Source organism: Allobosea sp. 05T438, assembly GCF_056396025.1.
The window spans coordinates 215,043-234,780 of record NZ_JBFTKQ010000005.1; the positions used below are offsets into that span (position 1 = coordinate 215,043).

The 19,738-nt window shown below is 66.1% G+C and carries 21 protein-coding genes; all 21 read right to left on the reverse strand.

Going from position 1 to position 19,738, the window contains the following annotated elements:
* Positions 1-8: 8 nt before the first annotated feature.
* The gene (gene queA / locus AC1DIN_RS13590) at positions 9-1,094 is read right to left on the reverse strand and encodes a tRNA preQ1(34) S-adenosylmethionine ribosyltransferase-isomerase QueA (protein ID WP_476810274.1); all 1,086 of its coding nucleotides are present in this window, start codon (positions 1,092-1,094) and stop codon (positions 9-11) included.
* A gap of 155 nt (positions 1,095-1,249) precedes the next feature.
* A complete protein-coding gene (locus AC1DIN_RS13595; RefSeq protein ID WP_291658294.1) occupies positions 1,250-1,720 on the reverse strand; it encodes a peptidylprolyl isomerase in 471 nt (156 codons plus the stop codon).
* Positions 1,720-2,370 (reverse strand): hypothetical protein, encoded by a 651-nt coding sequence (locus AC1DIN_RS13600; RefSeq protein ID WP_476810192.1) that lies wholly within the window; start codon positions 2,368-2,370, stop codon positions 1,720-1,722. The genes AC1DIN_RS13595 and AC1DIN_RS13600 overlap by 1 nt, the downstream gene beginning before the upstream one ends.
* A 25-nt stretch (positions 2,371-2,395) precedes the next feature.
* On the reverse strand, positions 2,396-2,944 hold the full coding sequence (locus tag AC1DIN_RS13605) for a peptidylprolyl isomerase (RefSeq protein ID WP_441470607.1): 549 nt from the start codon (positions 2,942-2,944) through the stop codon (positions 2,396-2,398).
* 454 nt (positions 2,945-3,398) lie between these two features.
* On the reverse strand, positions 3,399-3,629 hold the full coding sequence (locus AC1DIN_RS13610; protein WP_441470608.1) for a DUF1467 family protein: 231 nt from the start codon (positions 3,627-3,629) through the stop codon (positions 3,399-3,401).
* On the reverse strand, positions 3,626-4,018 hold the full coding sequence (locus tag AC1DIN_RS13615; RefSeq protein ID WP_476810193.1) for a RidA family protein: 393 nt from the start codon (positions 4,016-4,018) through the stop codon (positions 3,626-3,628). The genes AC1DIN_RS13610 and AC1DIN_RS13615 overlap by 4 nt, the downstream gene beginning before the upstream one ends.
* A 5-nt stretch (positions 4,019-4,023) precedes the next feature.
* Complete coding sequence (mce, locus tag AC1DIN_RS13620; protein WP_476810194.1) at positions 4,024-4,428, reverse strand: methylmalonyl-CoA epimerase; 405 nt, start codon at positions 4,426-4,428, stop codon at positions 4,024-4,026.
* A gap of 36 nt (positions 4,429-4,464) precedes the next feature.
* Positions 4,465-6,135 (reverse strand): ribonuclease J, encoded by a 1,671-nt coding sequence (locus AC1DIN_RS13625; protein WP_441470611.1) that lies wholly within the window; start codon positions 6,133-6,135, stop codon positions 4,465-4,467.
* Between the two features lie 259 nt (positions 6,136-6,394).
* A complete protein-coding gene (locus AC1DIN_RS13630) occupies positions 6,395-7,150 on the reverse strand; it encodes a biotin--[acetyl-CoA-carboxylase] ligase (protein ID WP_476810195.1) in 756 nt (251 codons plus the stop codon).
* 11 nt (positions 7,151-7,161) lie between these two features.
* Complete coding sequence (gene nuoN / locus AC1DIN_RS13635) at positions 7,162-8,589, reverse strand: NADH-quinone oxidoreductase subunit NuoN (protein WP_441470613.1); 1,428 nt, start codon at positions 8,587-8,589, stop codon at positions 7,162-7,164.
* Between the two features lie 9 nt (positions 8,590-8,598).
* Entirely contained in the window at positions 8,599-10,113 is a 1,515-nt protein-coding gene (locus AC1DIN_RS13640; protein WP_441470614.1) for an NADH-quinone oxidoreductase subunit M, read from the reverse strand.
* 4 nt (positions 10,114-10,117) lie between these two features.
* On the reverse strand, positions 10,118-12,154 hold the full coding sequence (gene nuoL, locus AC1DIN_RS13645; RefSeq protein WP_476810196.1) for an NADH-quinone oxidoreductase subunit L: 2,037 nt from the start codon (positions 12,152-12,154) through the stop codon (positions 10,118-10,120).
* 29 nt (positions 12,155-12,183) lie between these two features.
* A complete protein-coding gene (nuoK, locus tag AC1DIN_RS13650) occupies positions 12,184-12,492 on the reverse strand; it encodes an NADH-quinone oxidoreductase subunit NuoK (protein WP_061968159.1) in 309 nt (102 codons plus the stop codon).
* A complete protein-coding gene (locus tag AC1DIN_RS13655) occupies positions 12,492-13,115 on the reverse strand; it encodes an NADH-quinone oxidoreductase subunit J (protein ID WP_441470616.1) in 624 nt (207 codons plus the stop codon). Before AC1DIN_RS13655 ends, nuoK begins: the two co-directional genes overlap by 1 nt.
* A 232-nt stretch (positions 13,116-13,347) precedes the next feature.
* Complete coding sequence (nuoI, locus tag AC1DIN_RS13660) at positions 13,348-13,836, reverse strand: NADH-quinone oxidoreductase subunit NuoI (protein ID WP_038367698.1); 489 nt, start codon at positions 13,834-13,836, stop codon at positions 13,348-13,350.
* Between the two features lie 19 nt (positions 13,837-13,855).
* Positions 13,856-14,086 carry a hypothetical protein gene (locus tag AC1DIN_RS13665; RefSeq protein WP_441470617.1) on the reverse strand — a complete coding sequence of 77 codons (231 nt, stop codon included), beginning with the start codon at positions 14,084-14,086 and terminating at the stop codon, positions 13,856-13,858.
* A gap of 2 nt (positions 14,087-14,088) precedes the next feature.
* Positions 14,089-14,253: a hypothetical protein gene (locus AC1DIN_RS13670; protein ID WP_441470618.1), complete on the reverse strand. Its 165-nt coding sequence runs from the start codon at positions 14,251-14,253 to the stop codon at positions 14,089-14,091.
* A gap of 32 nt (positions 14,254-14,285) precedes the next feature.
* Complete coding sequence (gene nuoH, locus AC1DIN_RS13675; RefSeq protein WP_441470619.1) at positions 14,286-15,338, reverse strand: NADH-quinone oxidoreductase subunit NuoH; 1,053 nt, start codon at positions 15,336-15,338, stop codon at positions 14,286-14,288.
* A gap of 6 nt (positions 15,339-15,344) precedes the next feature.
* Positions 15,345-17,423, reverse strand: a complete 2,079-nt coding sequence (gene nuoG / locus AC1DIN_RS13680) for an NADH-quinone oxidoreductase subunit NuoG (RefSeq protein ID WP_441470620.1) — start codon at positions 17,421-17,423, stop codon at positions 15,345-15,347.
* Between the two features lie 4 nt (positions 17,424-17,427).
* On the reverse strand, positions 17,428-18,732 hold the full coding sequence (gene nuoF, locus AC1DIN_RS13685) for an NADH-quinone oxidoreductase subunit NuoF (RefSeq protein ID WP_441470621.1): 1,305 nt from the start codon (positions 18,730-18,732) through the stop codon (positions 17,428-17,430).
* Positions 18,733-18,742: 10 nt separating this feature from the next.
* A complete protein-coding gene (gene nuoE, locus AC1DIN_RS13690) occupies positions 18,743-19,672 on the reverse strand; it encodes an NADH-quinone oxidoreductase subunit NuoE (RefSeq protein ID WP_441470622.1) in 930 nt (309 codons plus the stop codon).
* Between the last annotated feature and the right edge of the window lie 66 nt (positions 19,673-19,738).

Here is a 19,738-nt window from a genome sequence, read left to right on the forward strand (position 1 = left end):
CGGGACGCTCAGCCTGCCCGGAAGAGCAGGCTGCCGTCCCCGTAGGAATAGAAGCGATAATTCGCAGCGATCGCATGGGCATAGGCCCGCTTCATCATGTCGAGCCCGCAGAAGGCGGAGACGAGCATGAACAGCGTCGAGCGCGGCAGATGGAAGTTCGTCATCAGCAGGTCGACCGCCCGGAAGCGATAGCCAGGCGTGATGAAGATCGCCGTGTCGCCCGAGAAAGGCCGGATGGTTCCGTCTTCACCCGCCGCGCTCTCGATCAGGCGCAGCGAGGTGGTGCCGACGCAGACGATCCGCCCGCCCTTCGCCTTGACGGCGTTGAGGGCAGCCGCCGTCTCGGCCGAAACGGTGCCCCATTCGGAATGCATGCGATGCTCGTCGGTATCCTCCGCCTTCACCGGCAGGAAGGTCCCAGCGCCGACATGCAGCGTGACGAAATGGCGTGAGACGCCGCGCGCCTCCAATTCAGCCAGAAGCTCTGGCGTGAAATGCAGCCCGGCGGTCGGCGCTGCCACGGCGCCGTCGTTGCGGGCGAAATTCGTCTGGTAGTCTGTGGCATCGGCGCTGTCCGTCGGGCGCTTGCCGGCGATATAGGGCGGCAACGGCAATTCGCCGAGCCGCGCGATCGCTTCGTCGAGATAGGCGCTGGTCAGGCTGAACAGCAGCTCGATCTCGCCCCCCTCGCTCTTGCCGATCACCTCGGCCTGCAGCCTGCCGAGCTCGCACGCATTGCTCGCCCCATCCACGTCGAAGACCACGGTCTCGCCGAGCGCCAGCTTCTTGGCCGGCCGGGCGAAGGCGAGCCAGCGATCATCGCTCTCGCGCTTGTGCAGCATGATCTCGATGCGGGCCGAATCGGCGCCGCGATAGCGCCGGCCGCGCAGGCGGGAGGGAATGACGCGCGTGTCGTTGAGGACGAGCGCGTCCCCGGGCTGGAGCAGCGAGACGAGATCGCGAATGCCGCGATCCTCCAGCGGCTCGGGCGCATCCGGGCGCACCACGAGCAGCCGCGCCGCATCGCGCGGGCTAACGGGCCTCAGCGCGATCCGATCTTCCGGCAGGTCGAAGTCGAAGAGACCGACATCCATCGTCAGCAAGACTCTTCCAAAAGCAGCGAGCCCTCATCCTGAGGAACGAGCGGAGCTCGTGTCTCGAAGGATGTGCCAGTGTGTACTGGAACCGCCCTTCGAGACGCCGCGCAAGCGCGGCACCTCGGGACGAGGGCTCGCCTTGAGCGAAGTCCTCAGGCCGCGTCGGCCATCACCTTCATCGAGACGATCGAATCGGGATCGCGCACCGGCTCGCCGCGCTTGATCTTGTCGACATTGTCCATGCCTTCCACGACCTCGCCCCAGACCGTGTACTGCTTGTCCAGGAAGCGCGCGTCGTCGAACACGATGAAGAACTGGCTGTTGGCCGAGTTCGGATTCTGCGCGCGAGCCATCGAGCAGATGCCGCGGACATGCGGCTCGGCGTTGAACTCCTGCTTCAGGTCCGGATAGCTCGAGCCGCCGGTGCCGGTGCCATGCGGGCAGCCGACCTGGGCCATGAAGCCGTCGATGACGCGATGGAAGACGATGCCGTCATAAAAGCCCTCGCGGGCAAGCAGCTTGATGCGCTCGACATGGCCGGGAGCGAGGTCGGGGCGCAGCTTGATGACCACCTTGCCCTTGGTGGTTTCCATCACGAGGGTGTTTTCGGGATCGAGCGACATTAGCTCTGCCTTTCGTTAGGCGGCACACGGCCGTGGAAACGGATGATGAAGGGTCGCCCCGCGATACTCGCTCCGAGGCCCTTCGACAACCTCATCGGTGTGCAGGAATGGATGGCGGCAACGGCGGAATCGCTGAAGCGCCTCTGGAACTCGGGATCGCCGCGTCGCGTCTCCCAAGTCACGCGCGGCTGCCCGAAGAGGCTGCCGTCGCGGCGCAGGCTGAAGCGAAGCGAAACCATCGCGCCAGTGAGATCCCCCGGCAAGGGCGGCGGATTCCAGCAGCGCCGCAGGGCCGGCGCGATATCGGCCAGCTTGTCGGCGGTCCCCCCCTCTTCCCGCGGCGTCTCCGGCGAAACCGAGCCGATCAGGCCGATTTCGCCGTTGCGGCGCATCAGACTCTGCGCCCCTATGCGGCGCTGCTCCATGCCCGGAATGTCTTTGTCGCCGCCGAACGGCCCGCCGATGCCGGGGTTATAGCGCTGACCGCTCTGAGGCGGCAGGATCGGATTCTGGGAGCCGGAAGGCGGCGGCAGCACGGGATTCTGCGAGCCGGAGGCAGGCGGCAGACCGAGGTCGCGCGTATCCTGCGCGCCCGCGCCGCCGCCGAGGATCAGCAGAGTGAGAATGCCTGAAAGGGCCGTCCGCAGCATGGTTCCAGCCCTCCCCGGTTACATCTCACTTGGCGTCGGTGGCCATCCGCATGCGGACGATCTTGTCGGGGCCGGTCACCTGGCCGCTACCCTGCGCACCCTTCTTGATCTTGCGCACGGCGTCCATGCCGGAGACGACCTCGCCGAAGAGCGTGTACTGGCCGGTCAGCGGGCCGCAACCCTCATAGCAGATAAAAAACTGGGAATTCGCCGAATCCGGCGACTGCGAGCGCGCCATGCCGACGGAGCCGACCTTGTAGGGGGTCGGAGTGAACTCGGCCGGCAGGTTCGGCAGGTCGGACTTGCCGGTGCCGGTTCCGGTCGGATCGCCGGTCTGGGCCATGAAGCCGTCGATGACCCGGTGGAAGACGATGCCGTCATAGAAGCCGCGCTTCACCAGAGCCTTGATCTGGGCGACATGCTTCGGTGCCAGATCCGGCCGCAGGCGGATCGTCACAGGCCCGTCCTTGGTCTCGAGGATGACGGTGTTCTCCGGATCCGGCTTCGGGCTCTGGGCCTGGGCGAAACCGAGCGAGGCGACGACTGCAAGGGCGGCGAGCGAGCTGCGCAGCATGAATATCTCCATGGCCACCGGCGAGCCCGGCGGATGGCCGTAGGTAGCGATATCCTTTGACCGGAACAAGGCACCCTTCCCTCGCGAGCACGGCCGCGGGCACCGGCGAAAAGAACGTTGTTGCACTGCACAAGTGCAATGGAGATCAAACTTGCAAAAATTTCAGGCTGCATTTGTCTAAACTGATGACAGAGCCGTCACAATCAGCTAGACCATCTCCCGCTGGGAGCGCTTTGCTAGACAGGGCGCTGCGGACCAGGTCTCGGGAGGACAAACGCCCGCCTAGTATCCGAGTCGCACGCAACTAGACGCGCGCCGATGCTGCGGTAAAAAAGACTACCCAAGGCAAGGCAGTGGCCTTGCCTTTTTCTTTGCCGGCTCTCCGGCGAGCTGCCGGACGAACCTTCCCAGATCGACTGCAGGTGGAAACGCCCCGCAACCTGGGGCGCCGCGCTCAGATGTCGTAGGTCACCCAGACATACCAGACACCGGCGAAGATCACCGCGGCGATGACCGAGGTGACCGCGGCCTTCTTGAGCAGCCCCGGCAGGATCGGCGCGCCGGGCTCCGTACCTTCGACGACATCCCCTGTCTCGTGCTGGCTGCGGATGCCGAAAGGCAAAACGGCGAAGAGCGTGATCCACCAGATCACGAAGTAGAGCGCGAGGCCGCCGACGACGTTCATGCGCCCCTCCCGGCCAGAGCGATGCAGGAAAATGCCACCCGGGCCTCGGTCGGCACGCCGAAGCGCGCGGTGTGGCGTGCCGGCAGGCCGTTCGGGAAATGCTTCACATATTCGGCGTTGCAGGCGGCATAGTCGGCGGGATCGGTGATCAGCATGGTCATCTGCACGACGCGGTCGAGCCCGCTGCCGGTCTCCGCCAGAATTTCGGCGATGCGGCCGAGCGCGTTGCGGACCTCGTCCGCCGGCGTATCACCGCGATGAATGCCGCGCGCCGGGTCGTGCGGCGCCGAATGGCCGGATACGAAGATCATGCCGCCGGCAGCGGTCGCCGCGCTGAAGGGACGTGGCGAGCCCGGCTCGGGCTCCCCGACGAAAGCGATCTCGGACATGACGTTCAGGCCTGTTCCAGTTCGACCAGCGTGCCGAGGAAATCCTTGGGATGCAGGAAGAGCACGGGCTTGCCATGGGCGCCGATGCGCGGCTCACCCGAGCCGAGAACGCGCGCGCCCTGCGCCTTCAGCCGGTCGCGCGCAGCGAGGATGTCGTCAACCTCGTAGCAGATGTGGTGGATGCCGCCGTCGGCATTGCGCTCGAGGAACTTCGCGATCGGGGAGTCGGCGCCGAGCGGCTCCAGCAACTCGATCTTGGTGTTCGGCAATTCGACGAAGACCACGGTGACGCCGTGCTCCGGCTCAGGCTGCGGCTGCGACACCCGCGCACCCAGCGTGTCACGATAGAGCGCCGTCGCGGCCGCGAGGTCCTTCACCGCGATGGCGACATGGTTGAGGCGTCCGATCATCTTCGTCTTCTCCAGCCCGGCGGCGCTGCGCCCGTTCTACACCTCGACCACCAGCGCATGCACCAGCGGCTTCTTGCCCCACTCCTCGTTCACGGCACTGCGCACCCCGCGCTCCAGCGCGTTGCGAAGGGCTTCCGGGTCGCGGCGGCGGGCCTTGGGGATACCGTCGAGCAGCTCGCCGACGGTGTCGGCGACATATTCGTCGAAATCGGTGCCGTCGCGGGTGCGCGGCGGCAGGCCGAGCACGGCGATCTCCGGCTCGCCCGCAATACTGCCCTTCTCGTCGACCGCAACCGCAATCGAGACGATGCCCGCGAAGGAGAGCCGCCGGCGCTCCTGCAGCGTCTTCTCCAGCGCGTTCACCAGCAGCGAGCCGTCCTGATAGAGACGGCCGTGCGGGGCTTCATCGACCTTTCGGGCGCCCTCGCCCGAGATCGCCACGACGTCGCCATTGCCGGCGCGCAGCACATGCTTCACGCCGAGGCTGCGGGCGAAGCTCTCATGCTCGGCGAGATGCAGGTCCTCGCCATGGGCGGGAATCGCGATCTGCGGCTTCAGCCAGCCATAGAGCCTGGCCATCTCCTCGCGGCGGGGATGGCCGGAGACATGCACGAGATGGGTGCGGTCCGTGATGATCTCGATGTTGTCGCGGGCCAGCGCATTGAGGATGTTGCCGACCGACTTTTCGTTTCCGGGGATGGTGCGCGACGAGAAGATCACGCGGTCGCCCGGCGAGAGCGCGATCTCGGGATGGTCGTCCGCGGCGATGCGCGAGAGCGCGGCGCGCGGCTCGCCTTGGCTGCCGGTCAGCAGCGCCACGACCTTGTCGCGCGGCAGATAGCCATAGGCATCGACCGGCCGGAAGGCGGGGATACCATCGAGATAGCCGCATTCGCGCGCGACGTCGATGACGCGGTCCATGGCACGGCCGACGACCACGACCTCGCGCTCGGCAGCCATTGCGGCTTCGGCGACGGCGCGCAGCCGGGCGACGTTGGAAGCGAAGGTGGTGACTGCGACGCGACCGGGCGCCGACGCCACCAGTTCCTTGAGCTTGGCAGCAACGTCGGCCTCGCTCGGGCTGATGCCGTCGCGCATCACATTGGTCGAGTCGCAGACGATGGCCAGCACGCCCTCCTCGCCGAGCTCGCGCAGGCGCTTCTCATCGGTTGGCAGGCCGACGCGCGGCGTCGGGTCGATCTTCCAATCGCCGGTATGGACGACGAGGCCGGCCGGGGTGCGGATGGCGAGCGCGTTCGACTCGGGAATCGAGTGGGCCACGGGGACATATTCGATGTCGAACGGTCCAAGCGTGATGCGCCCACCCTGCGGCACGACGTTGATCTCGACATTCGGCGCGCCCGGCTCCGAAAGCCGGCGCGTCGCGAGAAGGCCGGCGGCAAAGCGCGTGCAATAGACCGGCGCGCGGAGGCTGGGCCAGAGCGCGGCGAGCGCGCCGATATGGTCCTCATGGGCATGGGTGATGACGATGCCGAGGAGGTTCGCCCGCTCCTCGATGATGTAGCGCAGATCGGGCAGCACGATATCGACGCCCGGCGCTTCCGGGCCTGCGAAGGACAGGCCGCAATCGACCAGAATCCATTTGCGTCTCCCCTCGGGCCCGAAGCCGTAGAGAGCGGCGTTCATGCCGATCTCGCCGAGGCCGCCGAGGGGAACGAAAACGAGCTGGTCGCTGGAACGGGTCACTGGCAATCCTGAAGGCATGGCAGTCGCCAACAGCGCATCATTGCGCGCCGATGCCGACTTCCGGGAGGTCTTTCGGGATACGCGGTGCATCCCGGACGAAGCGAAGCGGAGATCCGGGATCCATGCCGGCGCGATTCCGGCTCGCGTTCCGGCATGGATCCCGGGTCGTCCTTTCGGCCGCCCGGGATGACCGCGTGGAACCGACGAATTCCTCTAGCATGGTCGCGACGCGGCAGGCCAGCATGGCCGCCCACGCATCTCAGGCCGCTCCGAAGAAGAGATCGCCCGCATCGATGACCCGCCGGCCGGCTTCCATTTCGAGTTCAAGACGCCCTGTCGGGTCGAGACCGACAAATCGCCCCGCCAGCGGACCGTCAGGCAGGCGGATGGTGATGGTCTCGCCGAGAAAGGCGGCGCGCTCGAGCCAGGCGGCACGGATCGGCCCGAAGCCACCGGGCTGGGACCAGATGGCGAAGCGCTGGGCGAAGGCATCGCTCAGCCCCGTCAGCATCGTCTCGACATTGGCCTGCGGCACCGCCGCCTTGAGGAAGGTCGCGGGATAGGGCGTGTCGGAGGGGCAGGACGCGATGTTGACCCCGCAGCCGACGATGACGTTGAGCCGCCCGGCCCGGCTCTCGCCTTCGAGCAGCAGGCCCGAGGTCTTGGCGCGGTCGAGCAACAGGTCGTTCGGCCATTTCAGCTTGAGTCCCGACGCGGCCGGGCCGAGCAGTTTCGCGGCGGCATCGTGCAGGGCGAGCCCCACCACGAAGCCGAGCTGCGGCGCCAGGGCCGGCTCGCAAGGGTCGGTCAGCAGCAGGCTCGCATAGAGATTGCCGGGGGGCGAACCCCATTGCCGGCCGTGCCGCCCTCTGCCCGCATTCTGGCTGCGGGCGACGATCCAGAGCTTGCCCGGCTCGCCCTGATCGAGCGCGCGACGAGCCTCCTCCATGGTGGAGCCGACCTCGTCCCGAATGATCAGCCGGTAGCCCGCGGCGCGGGCGGCCTCACCGAGCACGCGCCCTCGGCTCAGAAGAGCGACTTCGCCGCTGCCTCTGCCGCATTGAAGAGCGGCGCCGGCAGGAGCGAAAGCACCAGCACGAAGATGGTCGAGAACAGCAGCACGGTGCGCACACCGTAATCCGCAGTCTCGAAGGCCGGCTTCGGATCGTCGAAGTACATCACCTTGACGAGGCGCAGATAATAGTAGGCACCGACGACGCTGGTGATCACGCCGACGACGGCGAGCACGTAGAGCTTGGCCTCGATCGCGGCGAGGAAGACGTACCACTTCGCCCAGAAGCCGGCGAGCGGCGGGATGCCGGCGAGCGAGAACATCATCATCGACATCGCGAACGCCATCCAGCGATTGGTACGGGACAGGCCGGCAAGCTCCGAGATGTCCTCAACCAGTTTGCCGTCACGGCGCATCATCAGCACGCAGGCGAAGGCGGCGAGCGTCGTGGCGAGATAGATCGCCATATACGTCATCACGCCCTGCACGCCGCCGGGGGTGCCGGCGGCGAGGCCGACCAGCGCGTAACCCATGTTCGCGATCGAGGAATAGGCGAGCAGGCGCTTGATATTGCGCTGGCCGATCGCGGCGAAGGCGCCGAGCGCCATCGAGGCGATCGAGATGAAGACGATGATCTGGCGCCAGTCCTGGATCGCGCCCGGGAAGGCGCCGACGAAGATGCGGACCACCATCGCCATGGCGGCCATCTTGGGGGCCGAGGCGAAGAAGGCGGCGACCGGGGTCGGAGCGCCCTCATAGACGTCCGGCGTCCACATATGGAACGGCACGGCCGAGATCTTGAATGCGACGCCGGCGGCGATGAAGACGATGCCGAAGATCAGGCCGATGCCGGCATGCCCGCCCTGCGTCGCCGCAGCGATGCCGGAGAAGGTGACGGTGCCGGTGAAGCCGTAGACCAGCGAGGCGCCATACAGCAGCATGCCGGAGGAGAGCGCGCCCAGCACGAAGTACTTCAGGCCCGCCTCGGTCGACTTCGCATTGTCGCGGTCGAAAGCGGCGACGACATAGAGCGCCAGCGATTGCAGCTCGAGTCCGACATAGAGGCTGATGAGATCGTTGGCCGAGATCATCATCATCATGCCGATGGTCGCGAGCACGACGAGAATGGGGAATTCGAAGCGCATCGCCCCCTCGCGCCGCAGAGTGTCGGCGGAGAGAAGGATCGTGGCGCCGGCGCCGATCAGCGTCAGCACCTTCATGAAGCGGGAGAAGCCGTCGGCGATGAAGCCGTTGTTGAAGGTCAGGAGCTTGCCGCCGGCCGAGACGACCAGCACCAACGCGACCGCAAGCAGTACGAGCGCGAGGCCTTCGAGCAGGCGCGTCGCGCGCTCACCCTGGATCGCGCCGATCAGCACCATCGCGATGGCGCCGACGGCGAGGATGATTTCCGGCAGGGCCGGGCCGAGAGCGGGCAGAGCCATGACGAGACCTTACTGCACGGCCGCCACTGCCGTCTTCGCGACAGTGAGCGCAGCCTGATAGTTCTTGATGAGCGCTTCGGTCGGCGCCGCGAAGGCGTCGAGGATCGTGTGCGGCTGCACGCCGTACCAGATCGTCAGCAGGACGAGCGGGACCAGTATCGCGATCTCGCGGCCGTTCAGGTCCTTGATGTCCTTGAGCTCCGGCTTGACGAGCTCGCCGAAGACGACCCGGCGGTAGAGCCAGAGCGCATAGGCGGCCGAGAGAATGACGCCGGAGGTCGCGAAGAAGGCAACCCAGGGATTGGCGCGGAAGGCGCCGACCAGCGTCAGGAACTCGCCGACGAAACCGGCGGTGCCCGGCAGGCCGACATTGGCCATGGTGAAGACCATGAACACCACCGCATAGAGCGGCATGCGGTTCACCAGCCCGCCATAGGCGGCGATCTCGCGGGTGTGCATGCGGTCGTAGATCACGCCGACGCAGAGGAAGAGCGCGCCCGAGACGAGGCCGTGGCTCATCATCTGGAACATCGCGCCCTGGATGCCCTGCGGCGTCAGGGTGAAGAGGCCCATGGTGACGAAGCCCATATGCGCCACCGAGGAGTAGGCGATCAGCTTCTTGATATCCTCCTGCATCAGCGCCACCAGCGAGGTGTAGACGATGGCGATGACGGAGAGCGCGAAGACCAGCGGCGCGAAATAATGCGACGCCTCCGGGAACATCGGGATCGAGAAGCGGATGAAGCCGTAGCCGCCCATCTTCAGCAGGATCGCCGCCAGGATGACGGAACCGGCCGTCGGCGCCTCGACGTGCGCGTCGGGCAGCCAGGTATGGACCGGCCACATCGGCATCTTCACCGCGAAGGAGGCGAAGAAGGCGAGCCACAGCCATGTCTGCATGCCGGCCGGGAACTTGTGGGCGAGCAGCGCCGGAATGTCGGTCGTACCGGCGTTCCAGTACATCGCCATCACCGCCAGCAGCATCAGCACCGAGCCGAGCAGGGTGTAGAGGAAGAACTTGTAGGAGGCGTAGACGCGCCGCTTGCCACCCCAGATGCCGATGATCAGGAACATCGGGATCAGGCCGGCTTCGAAGAACAGGTAGAACAGCACGAGGTCGAGCGCCGCGAAGACGCCGATCATCAGCGTCTCCAGGATCAGGAAGGCGACCATGTACTCTGCCACCCGCTTCTCAACCGAGGTCCAGGAGGCGAGGATGCAGAACGGCATCAGGAACGCCGTCAGCACGATGAAGGGGAAGGAAAAGCCGTCGACGCCGAGCTTGAACTTGATGGCATCAGAGACCCAGCCATGGGTCTCGACCATCTGGAAGCCGGGGTTGGCCGTGTCGAAGCGGCTCCAGGCGACGCAGGCGAGCACGAAGGTCAGCACCGTCGTGATCAGCGCCGCCCAGCGAGCGTTGGAGTCGACCGAGGCCTGATCGCCACGCTGCGCCAGGATGAAGGCAGCGCCGACCAGCGGCAGGACCAGAAGACCGGTGAGGATACCGAAACCGAAGGACATCATCTCACCCGCGGGTCACAAGATACCAGGTCACCAGCCCAGCGACGCCGATCAGCATCGCGAAGGCATAGTGATAGAGATAGCCGGTCTGCAGCCGGACCACCCGGTTGGTCACATCGACCACGCGGGCCGAGATGCCGTCCGGTCCGAGGCCGTCGATGACCAGGCCATCGCCCTTCTTCCAGAGGAAGCGGCCGAGCCATTTCGCCGGGCGCACGAACAGGAAGTCGTAGAGCTCGTCGAAGTACCACTTGTTGAGCAGGAACTGGTACAGCGCCGGGTTCGCAGCGGCGAGCTTGCCCGGAATGTCCGGGCGGCGGACATACATCCAGTAGGCGAGCACGAAGCCGGTCAGCATCGCCACGAACGGTGATGCCACGACCCACTTGGGCACCTCGTGCATGGTGTGCAGGATGTGGTTGTCCTTGCCCATGAACAGCGCCGACTTCCAGAAATGCTCGAAGTCGTGACCGACGAAGTACTCCTTGAAGGCGACGCCCGCGAAGATCGCGCCGACCGAAAGCAGGGCGAGCGGCAGCAGCATCACCCAGGGGCTCTCATGCGGCGTGTGATCATGGCCGTGGCCGTGATCGTCATGCGCGTGCTCATCGTGACCGTGCGCGGCATGGGCATGGTCGTCGTGACCATGCGAGTCATGGCCGTGGCCCCAGCGCGGCGCGCCCTCGAAGGTCATGAAGTAGAGCCGCCAGGAATAGAAGGACGTCATGCAGGCGGCGACGACCAGCAGGATGAAGGCATAGGAGCTGGCGAAGCCACCATGCTCGACCGAGGCATAGGCGCTCTCGATGATCGCATCCTTCGAGAAGAAGCCGGCGAAGCCGAAAACCGTCCCGGGGATACCGACGCCGGTCAGCGCCAGGGTGCCGATCGTCATCGCCGCCGCGGTCAGCGGGATGTGCTTACGCAGGCCGCCCATGCGGCGCATGTCCTGCTCGTGGTGCATCGCGTGGATGACCGAGCCGGCGCCCAAGAAGAGCAAGGCCTTGAAGAAGGCGTGGGTGAAGAGGTGGAAGATTCCGGCGCCGTAATTGCCGACGCCGAGCGCGACGAACATGTAGCCAAGCTGCGAGCAGGTCGAATACGCGATGACGCGCTTGATGTCGTTCTGCACGAGGCCGACCGTCGCGGCGAAGAAGGCCGTGGTGGCGCCGATGACGACGACGACGGTGAGCGCGACGGGAGCATACTCGAAGAGCGGCGACAGGCGCGCCACCATGAAGACACCGGCAGTAACCATGGTCGCGGCATGGATGAGGGCCGAGACCGGGGTCGGGCCTTCCATCGCGTCAGGCAGCCAGGTGTGGAGCAGGAACTGGGCCGACTTGCCCATCGCGCCGACGAACAGCAGCAGGCAGGTCAGGGTCAGCGCGTTCCAGTCATAGCCGAGGAAGCGGAAGCCCTGGTTCACGAACTCGCCGGCGCGCGGGAAGATCGCGTCGAAGGCGACCGAGCCGAACAGCACGAAGACCAGGAACATGCCGAGCGAGAAGCCGAAGTCGCCGACGCGGTTGACGATGAAGGCCTTCATCGCCGCGGCATTGGCCGAAGGCTTCTGGTACCAGAAGCCGATCAGCAGATAGGAGGCGAGACCGACGCCCTCCCAGCCGAAGAACATCTGGACGAGATTATCCGCCGTCACCAGCATCAGCATCGCGAAGGTGAACAGCGAGAGATAGGCGAAGAAGCGCGGACGGTGCGGATCCTCGTGCATGTAGCCGATCGAATACAGGTGCACGAGCGAGGACACCGTGTTGACGACGACCAGCATCACCACGGTCAGCGTGTCCACGCGGAAGGCCCAGTCGACCTGGAGGCTGCCGGAGGAGATCCAGCTCGCGACCTGGATCCGCGTCGTGGCGGAACCGAAGCCGACCTGGACGAAGGCGACCCAGGACAGGATTGCCGAGACGATGAGCAGCGAGGTCGTGACGATCTCGGAGCCGCGCGCGCCGATCAGCCGGCCGAAGAGGCCGGCGATCAGGAAGCCGATCAGGGGGAGGAAGACGATCAGGTGATACATGGCCGTGAGGTCCAGGCGCCGGACAGCGCTCAGCCTTTCATCATGTTGATGTCTTCCACCGCGATCGTGCCGCGGTTGCGGAAGTAGACGACGAGAATGGCGAGGCCGATCGCGGCCTCAGCCGCCGCCACCGTGAGCACGAGCAGCGCGAAGACCTGTCCGACGATGTCGTTCAGGAAGCTCGAGAAGGCGACGAAGTTCAGATTGACCGAGAGCAGGATGAGCTCGACCGACATCAGGATGACGATGACGTTCTTGCGGTTGATGAAGATGCCGAGCACGCCGAGCGTGAACAGGATGGCGCTGACGGCGAGATAGTGGCCCAGTCCGATCGTCATCACGCCATCTCCTCGGGAACGCCGGCGCGCGAGGGCACCTGCTTGACCTCCATGGCCGCGTCCTTGGTCCGGGCGTTCTGGGTCGGGACGTGCTGGCGCTTGATGCCGTGACGCTCGCGCAGCGTCAGCACGATCGCACCGATCATGGCGACCAGCAGCACGAGCCCCGCCGCCTGGAAGTAGTAGACGTACTGGGTGTAGAGCACGCGGCCGAGCGCCTCGGTGTTGGTGACGCCGGCAGGGATCGCGGCGACCGGCGCCTTGACGATCTGCGGGTCGATGACCCAGGCGCCGACGACCAGCAGCAGCTCGACGGCGAAGATGAAGCCGATCAGCGCACCGACTGGCAGATAATTCAGGAAGCCCTGGCGGAACTCGGCGAAATCGACGTCGAGCATCATCACCACGAAGAGGAAGAGCACCGCGACCGCGCCGACATAGACGACGACCAGCAGCATCGCGAGGAACTCGGCACCCAGCAGCATGAACAGCCCGGCCGCATTGACGAAGGCCAGGATCAGGAACAGCACCGAATGCACGGGATTGCGTGAGGTCACCACCATGAAGGCGGATGCCACGGTCACCCCTGCGAAAAGATAGAAGAAAGCCGCTGCGGCATTCATCTCGGCCAGCCCTTCCCGCCCCTTTTCGGCGCGGTCCTCGTTTGGTTCGTGCTCCGGGACTCGGGATCCCGGTGCAATTTGGAGCGTCTATAATCAGGCCCGCCGGACGCGACAACCGGGCGGCGGGTCTGGTCTCATTCCAAGGGCGTCAATCTCGGGCGAAGCGAAGCTCTGACCCGAGAATCTCCTGCAAGAGATGCTCGGGGCAAGCCCGAGCATGACGGCCAGTTCATCATCGATACGGCGCATCCATCGCAATATTGCGCGCGATCTCGCGTTCCCAGCGCGCGCCGTTCGCGAGCAGCTTGTCCTTGTCGTAGAACAGCTCCTCGCGCGTTTCGGTCGCGAACTCGAAATTCGGCCCCTCGACGATGGCATCGACCGGGCAGGCTTCCTGGCAGAAGCCGCAATAGATGCACTTCGTCATGTCGATGTCGTAACGGGTGGTGCGGCGCGTGCCGTCGTTGCGGCGCGGACCGGCCTCGATGGTGATGGCCTGCGCCGGGCAGATCGCCTCGCAGAGCTTGCAGGCGATGCAGCGCTCCTCGCCGTTCGGATAGCGGCGCAGCGCGTGCTCGCCGCGGAAGCGCGGCGAGAGCTGGCCCTTCTCGAACGGGTAGTTCAACGTCGCCTTCGGCTTGAAGAAGTAGCGCATCGACAGGCCGATCGCCCCGACGAACTCCTTCAGCAGCAGGCCCCTTGCGGCTTGCGCGAGTGACATCGCCTTCGTCCTTCCATCCTCAGCCGAACAGCGTCCGGCCGATCACGAAACCCAGGATCGGCATGAAGCCGATCGTCATTGCCATCAGCGCCCGCCGCAGGATGCGGATGCGGCGCTCATAATCCATCTTTTCGGCCTCTGTCGTCGAGTGATCCGTGCGCCTCAGCGCCCCGATCACCACGGCCGAGATCAGCCGGTATTCCAGCAGGCCCAGCCCGAAGCCGATCAGGGCGCCGAGGAAACCCGCCATGTTCATGCCGCCAGCAGCCCAAGCCACTGAACAGCCTTGTATCCGCCGAAGCCACCGACAACCGCGGCGGCCACCGCCCCTCCGAGCGCCACGTCAAGCGCATCGAAGATTCGGCTTCGCCGCGCCCACCAGCACGCCGAGCCGTACAGAACCAGTGCTGCGATCATACCGAATGCAATTCCGGAGATCGCAGCCAAACTCACCCGCCGACCGGACCCCAGCCCGTCAACTGCAGCACCAGCGCCACGATCACCACGCTGGCGATCGAGAGCGGCAGGAAGACCTTCCAGCCCAGACGCATCAACTGGTCGTAGCGGTAGCGCGGCACGAAGGCCTTCACCAGCGCGAACATGAAGAACACGAGGCAGACCTTGAGCGCGAACCAGAACACGCCGGGCAGCCAGGTGAAGGGCGGCAGCGCGACCGGCGGGGCCCAGCCGCCGAGGAACAGGATCGTCGTCAGCGAGCACATGGTCATGATCGCCACGTATTCGCCGAGCATGAACAGCAGGTACGGCGTCGAGGAATACTCGACCATGAAGCCCGCCACGAGCTCAGATTCCGCCTCGGCCAGGTCGAAGGGCGGCCGGTTCGTCTCGGCCAGCGCCGAGATGAAGAAGACCACGAACATCGGGAAGAGCGGCAGGAAGTACCAGTTCAGGATGCTGAGCCAGGGCACGCCGAGCGCATGGGCCAGGCCACGGTTCTGCTGGGCTTCGACGATAGCCGAGAGGTTGAGCGAACCGACGCAGAGCAGCACGGTGATGATGACGAAGCCGATCGAGACCTCGTAGGACACCATCTGCGCCGCCGAGCGCAGCGCGCTCATGAACGGGTACTTCGAGTTCGAGGCCCAGCCGGCCATGATGATGCCGTAGACGCCGAGCGAGGAGATCGCGAGGATGTAGAGCACGCCGACATTGATGTCGGCGATCGCCCAGCCTTCCGCCACCGGGATCACCGCCCAGGCGCCGAGCGCCAGCAGGCAGGAGATGAAGGGCGCGAGCAGGAAGATGCCCTTGTTGGCGCCGGCCGGGATGATCGGCTCCTTGAGCGCGAACTTGATCAGGTCCGCGAAGCTCTGGAACAGCCCCCAGGGACCGACGACGTTCGGGCCACGGCGCAGCTGCACCGCCGCCCAGACCTTGCGGTCGGCGAGCAGTATATAGGCGATGAAGACCAGCAGGCAGACCAGCAGCAGCAGGCTCTTGCCGAGGATGATCGCGATATCGAGGACGAGGTCCCAGTTCATGGCCGGTTACTCCGCCGCCTGCTGGTGCCGGCCCGAGGCCAGCGCCGAGCATTCCGCCATCACGGCAGAGGCACGCGCGATCGGGTTGGTCTGGTAGAAGTCACTGACGGCCGGGGCGAAGCCCGCCTTGTCGGTCTTGCCGCCAAGGCCGGCGAGCTTGCCGATCTCCGCTGCGTCGTTGACGGGCAGACCGTCGAGCGCCGCGAAATGCGGGTGCGCCCCGTAGAGCGCCTTGCGCAGGCCGGACAGGGAGTCGAAGGGCAGCGTCTTGCCGAGATGGCCCGAAAGCGCACGCAGGATCGCCCAGTCCTCGCGGGCATCGCCCGGCGGGAAGGTAGCGCGATCCGCCATCTGCACGCGGCCTTCGGTGTTCACATAGGTGCCGGACTTCTCGGTATAGGCCGCACCCGGCAGGATGACGTCGGCGCGATGAGCGCCCTTGTCGCCATGCGTGCCCTGGTAGACGACGAAAGCGCCTTCCGGCACCTCGATCTCGTCGGCACCGAGCAGGAAGAGCACGTCGAGCGCACCCGGCTGGACCATGGCGGCGGCATCCAGACCGCCCGATCCATGAGCGTTTTCTTGCGGCACGAAGCCGAGATCGAGCGCACCGGCGCGGGCGGCGGCGGTGTGGATCACGCCGAAGCCGTTCCAGCCTTCGGCAATCGCGCCCAGCGACTGCGCCGCCTTGGCGGCGAGCGAGAGCACGGCCTCGCCGTCGGCGCGGGCAAGAGCCCCCTGCCCGATCAGCACCATCGGCTTGCCGCCGGCGGATGCGGCGGACTTGACGATATCGGCCAGCGTCTCCGGGCCGGCGCCGAGATAGTCGTAGGAATAGGTCAGGTCGGCCTTCTCGCCGATGACGCCGATCTTGAAGTCACCGCGCAGCCAGCGCTTGCGGATGCGGGCATTCAGGATCGGGGCCTCGCGGCGCGGGTTCGAGCCGATGATCAGCAGCGAGGTCGCGTCCTCGATGCCGGCGATGCCGGCGTTGAGGAGGTAGGAGGCGCGGCCGAACTTCGGATGCAGCTTCGTGCCGTCCTGGCGCGCGTCGAGATTGGCTGATCCGAGCGAGGCGATCAGCGCCTTCAGCGCGAACATCTCCTCGACCGCGGCCAGATCGCCAGCGATGGCGCCGATCTTCTCAGGCGCGGCAGCCTTCACCTTGGCGGCGATGGCGGCGAAGGCCTCGTTCCAGCTCGCCGGGCGCAGCCGGCCGTTCTCGCGGATATAAGGCCGGTCGAGGCGCTGGGTCTTGAGGCCGTCGGCGACGTGCCGGGTCTTGTCGGAAATCCACTCCTCGTTCACCGCCTCGTTGAGGCGGGGCAGGATGCGCATGACTTCCTTGCCGCGCGAGTCGACGCGGATCGCGGAGCCGACCGCATCCATCACGTCGATGCTCTCGGTCTTGGAGAGCTCCCAGGGGCGGGCCTTGTTCTGGTAGGGCTTCGAGGTCAACGCGCCGACGGGGCAGAGATCGACGATATTGCTCTGCAGCTCCGAGCTCATCGCGTGCTCGAGATAGGTCGTGATCTCCATGTCCTCGCCGCGGCCGATGGCGCCGAGGTCGGAGGCACCGGCGACCTCGGTGGTGAAGCGGACGCAGCGCGTGCACTGGATGCAGCGCGTCATCGTCGTCTTGACCAGCGGGCCGATATACTTGTCCTCGACGGCGCGCTTGTTCTCGGCATAGCGCGACGTGTCCGCGCCATAGGCCATCGCCTGGTCCTGCAGGTCGCATTCGCCACCCTGGTCGCAGATCGGGCAGTCGAGCGGGTGGTTGATGAGCAGGAACTCCATCACCCCTTCGCGCGCCTTCTTGACCATCGGCGACTTGGTCGAGACGACCGGCGGCTCGCCGTTCGGGCCAGGGCGCAGGTCGCGCACGCCGATGGCGCAGGAGGCCTGCGGCTTCGGCGGGCCACCCTTCACCTCGACGAGGCACATGCGGCAGTTGCCGGCGATCGAGAGCCGCTCGTGGAAGCAGAAGCGCGGCACCTCGACGCCCGCCGCCTCGCAGGCCTGGAGGACCGTGTATTCGGCGGGTACGTCGACCTCGATGCCGTCGATGAGGAGTTTCGTCATGGTCTCACTCCGCCGCCATCAGACGCACAGGCTCGCTGTGCGGGTTGGCGGCATAGTCGTCGATGCGCTGCTCGATCTCGTGCCGGAAATGCGCGATCAGGCCCTGGATCGGCCAGGCCGCGGCGTCGCCGAGCGCGCAGATGGTGTGGCCCTCGATCTGCTTGGTGACGTCGAGCAGCATGTCGATCTCGCGCTTCTGGGCGCGGCCTTCGGCCATGCGCTCCATGACGCGCCACATCCACCCCGTGCCTTCGCGGCAGGGCGTGCACTGGCCGCAGCTCTCATGCTTGTAGAAATGGCTGATGCGGGCAATGGCGCGGACGATGTCGGTCGACTTGTCCATCACGATCACCGCCGCCGTGCCGAGGCCGGAGCGCAGCTTCGAGAGCGAGTCGAAATCCATCGGCGTGTCGATGATCTGCTCGGCCGGCACCATGCGCACCGAGGAACCGCCGGGGATGACCGCCTTCAGATTGTCCCAGCCGCCGCGAATGCCACCGCAATGCTTGTCGATCAGCTCGCGGAAGGGGATGCCCATCGCCTCTTCGACGTTGCAGGGCTTGTTCACATGGCCCGAGACGCAGAAGAGCTTGGTCCCGACATTGTTCGGGGTGCCGATCGAGGAGAACCAGCTCGCGCCGCGGCGCAGGATGGTCGGAGCGACCGCGATCGACTCGACGTTGTTCACCGTGGTCGGGCAGCCGTAGAGGCCCATATTGGCGGGGAAAGGCGGCTTCAGCCGCGGCATGCCCTTCTTGCCTTCGAGGCTCTCCAGCAGCGCCGTCTCTTCGCCGCAGATATAGGCGCCGGCGCCGTGATGAACATAGAGATCAAAGGGATAGCCGTGGACGTTGTCCTTGCCGATGAGCTTGGCCTCATAGGCCTCGTCGACAGCGCGCTGCAGCGCTTCGCGCTCACGGACATATTCGCCGCGGATGTAGATATAGGCCGCATGCGCGCCCATGGCGAAGGAGGCGATCAGGCAGCCCTCGACCAGCGTATGCGGGTCGTTGCGCATGATCTCGCGGTCCTTGCAGGTGCCGGGCTCCGACTCGTCGGCGTTGACGACGAGGTAATGCGGGCGCCCGTCGCTCTGCTTCGGCATGAACGACCATTTCAGCCCGGTCGGGAAGCCGGCACCGCCGCGCCCGCGCAGGCCGGACTTCTTCATCTCGTCGATGATCCAGTCCCGGCCCTGCTCCAGCAGGAATTTGGTGCCATCCCAGGCGCCGCGCTGGATCGCACCCTTCAGGGTACGGTCATGCAGGCCGTAGAGATTGGTGAAGATGCGGTCGCGATCTGCGAGCATGATCTGATCCTCACTCCGCCGGCTTGTCGCCGCTCTTGGCGGTCTTGGCACGCGAGCGGGTCGTCTTCGGCTTGCCGTCGGCGGACGGCGTGTCCTGGGCGGCGCTGCTCGGCTGGGCGGGCTCCGAAGGCTTTGGGCGGCCAGCGGCGGCGGTCTCGCTTGCAGGCTTGCTGGCGACGGCGGCCGGCGTGGCTTCGGCCTTCTTGGCGTCGGCTTCGGCAGTCTTCTTCGCTTCCGCCTCGGCTGCAGCCTTGGCGGCTGCGGCTTCGGCCGTGGCCTTGCGCTGCTCGGCGATGCGCTTCTGCCAGTCGCCGGCGCCGATCATCGAGCCGTCATAGAGGGCCTTGTCGGTCAGGGTCTGCGGACCGCCTTCGGGCTCGGAGCCGGTGCGGCCGTTCTGCGGGCCGGGCTGGGTCGGCCGGCCGTTGCGCAGGTCGTCGAGAAGCTGGCGGAAATTGGCCGGCGTCAGATCCTCGTAGTAATCGACGTTGATCTGCGCCATCGGCGCATTGCAGCAGGCGCCGAGACACTCGACTTCCAGCCACGACAACTTCCCGTCGGCGGTGACGGTCGATTGCGGGCCGATGACGTCCTCGCAGACCTTCTTCAGCGCTTCCGCGCCGCGCAGCGCGCAGGGCGTCGTGCCGCAGAGCTGGACGAAATACTCGCCCACCGGCTGCAGGTTGAACATGGTGTAGAAGGTCGCGACCTCCAGCACGCGCATCGGCGCCATGCCGAGGCGCCGGGCGACGGTCTCGATCACGGCGCGCGAGACCCAGCCCTCCTGCTCCTGCGCCTTCCACAGCAGCGGGATGACGGCCGAGGCCTGGCGGCCCGCCGGGTACTTGGCGATCTGCTGGTCGATCCAGTTCTCGTTCGCCGGGGTGAAGGCGAAGGAGGCCGGTTGGACAGGATCAGGTGCGAGACGACGGACGGACATTCGGCTTTCTCAACCCTGGCAATAGCTTCGATAGTGGGCGGCAGCGCGCGGCAGAGCCGGCGCACA

Coding starts and splice junctions, on each gene's coding strand:
- nuoL (WP_476810196.1), bottom strand. CDS start 12,154: ATGTATCACCTGATCGTCTTCCTCCCCCTGATCGGCTTCCTGATCGCC.
- AC1DIN_RS13610 (WP_441470608.1), bottom strand. CDS start 3,629: ATGAACGTCGTCGGCGGCCTCGCGCTCTACTTCGTGATCTGGTGGATC.
- nuoF (WP_441470621.1), bottom strand. CDS start 18,732: ATGCTCGCAGATCGCGACCGCATCTTCACCAATCTCTACGGCCTGCAT.
- queA (WP_476810274.1), bottom strand. CDS start 1,094: ATGGATGTCGGTCTCTTCGACTTCGACCTGCCGGAAGATCGGATCGCG.
- AC1DIN_RS13595 (WP_291658294.1), bottom strand. CDS start 1,720: ATGTCGCTCGATCCCGAAAACACCCTCGTGATGGAAACCACCAAGGGC.
- AC1DIN_RS13615 (WP_476810193.1), bottom strand. CDS start 4,018: ATGTCCGAGATCGCTTTCGTCGGGGAGCCCGAGCCGGGCTCGCCACGT.
- mce (WP_476810194.1), bottom strand. CDS start 4,428: ATGATCGGACGCCTCAACCATGTCGCCATCGCGGTGAAGGACCTCGCG.
- AC1DIN_RS13640 (WP_441470614.1), bottom strand. CDS start 10,113: ATGTCCTTCGGTTTCGGTATCCTCACCGGTCTTCTGGTCCTGCCGCTG.
- AC1DIN_RS13605 (WP_441470607.1), bottom strand. CDS start 2,944: ATGCTGCGCAGCTCGCTCGCCGCCCTTGCAGTCGTCGCCTCGCTCGGT.
- nuoG (WP_441470620.1), bottom strand. CDS start 17,423: ATGACGAAACTCCTCATCGACGGCATCGAGGTCGACGTACCCGCCGAA.
- nuoH (WP_441470619.1), bottom strand. CDS start 15,338: ATGAACTGGGACCTCGTCCTCGATATCGCGATCATCCTCGGCAAGAGC.
- nuoK (WP_061968159.1), bottom strand. CDS start 12,492: ATGACGATCGGACTGGGCCACTATCTCGCCGTCAGCGCCATCCTGTTC.
- nuoN (WP_441470613.1), bottom strand. CDS start 8,589: ATGGCTCTGCCCGCTCTCGGCCCGGCCCTGCCGGAAATCATCCTCGCC.
- AC1DIN_RS13670 (WP_441470618.1), bottom strand. CDS start 14,253: ATGATCGCAGCACTGGTTCTGTACGGCTCGGCGTGCTGGTGGGCGCGG.
- AC1DIN_RS13600 (WP_476810192.1), bottom strand. CDS start 2,370: ATGCTGCGGACGGCCCTTTCAGGCATTCTCACTCTGCTGATCCTCGGC.
- AC1DIN_RS13655 (WP_441470616.1), bottom strand. CDS start 13,115: ATGAATGCCGCAGCGGCTTTCTTCTATCTTTTCGCAGGGGTGACCGTG.
- nuoE (WP_441470622.1), bottom strand. CDS start 19,672: ATGTCCGTCCGTCGTCTCGCACCTGATCCTGTCCAACCGGCCTCCTTC.
- nuoI (WP_038367698.1), bottom strand. CDS start 13,836: ATGTCACTCGCGCAAGCCGCAAGGGGCCTGCTGCTGAAGGAGTTCGTC.
- AC1DIN_RS13665 (WP_441470617.1), bottom strand. CDS start 14,086: ATGGCGGGTTTCCTCGGCGCCCTGATCGGCTTCGGGCTGGGCCTGCTG.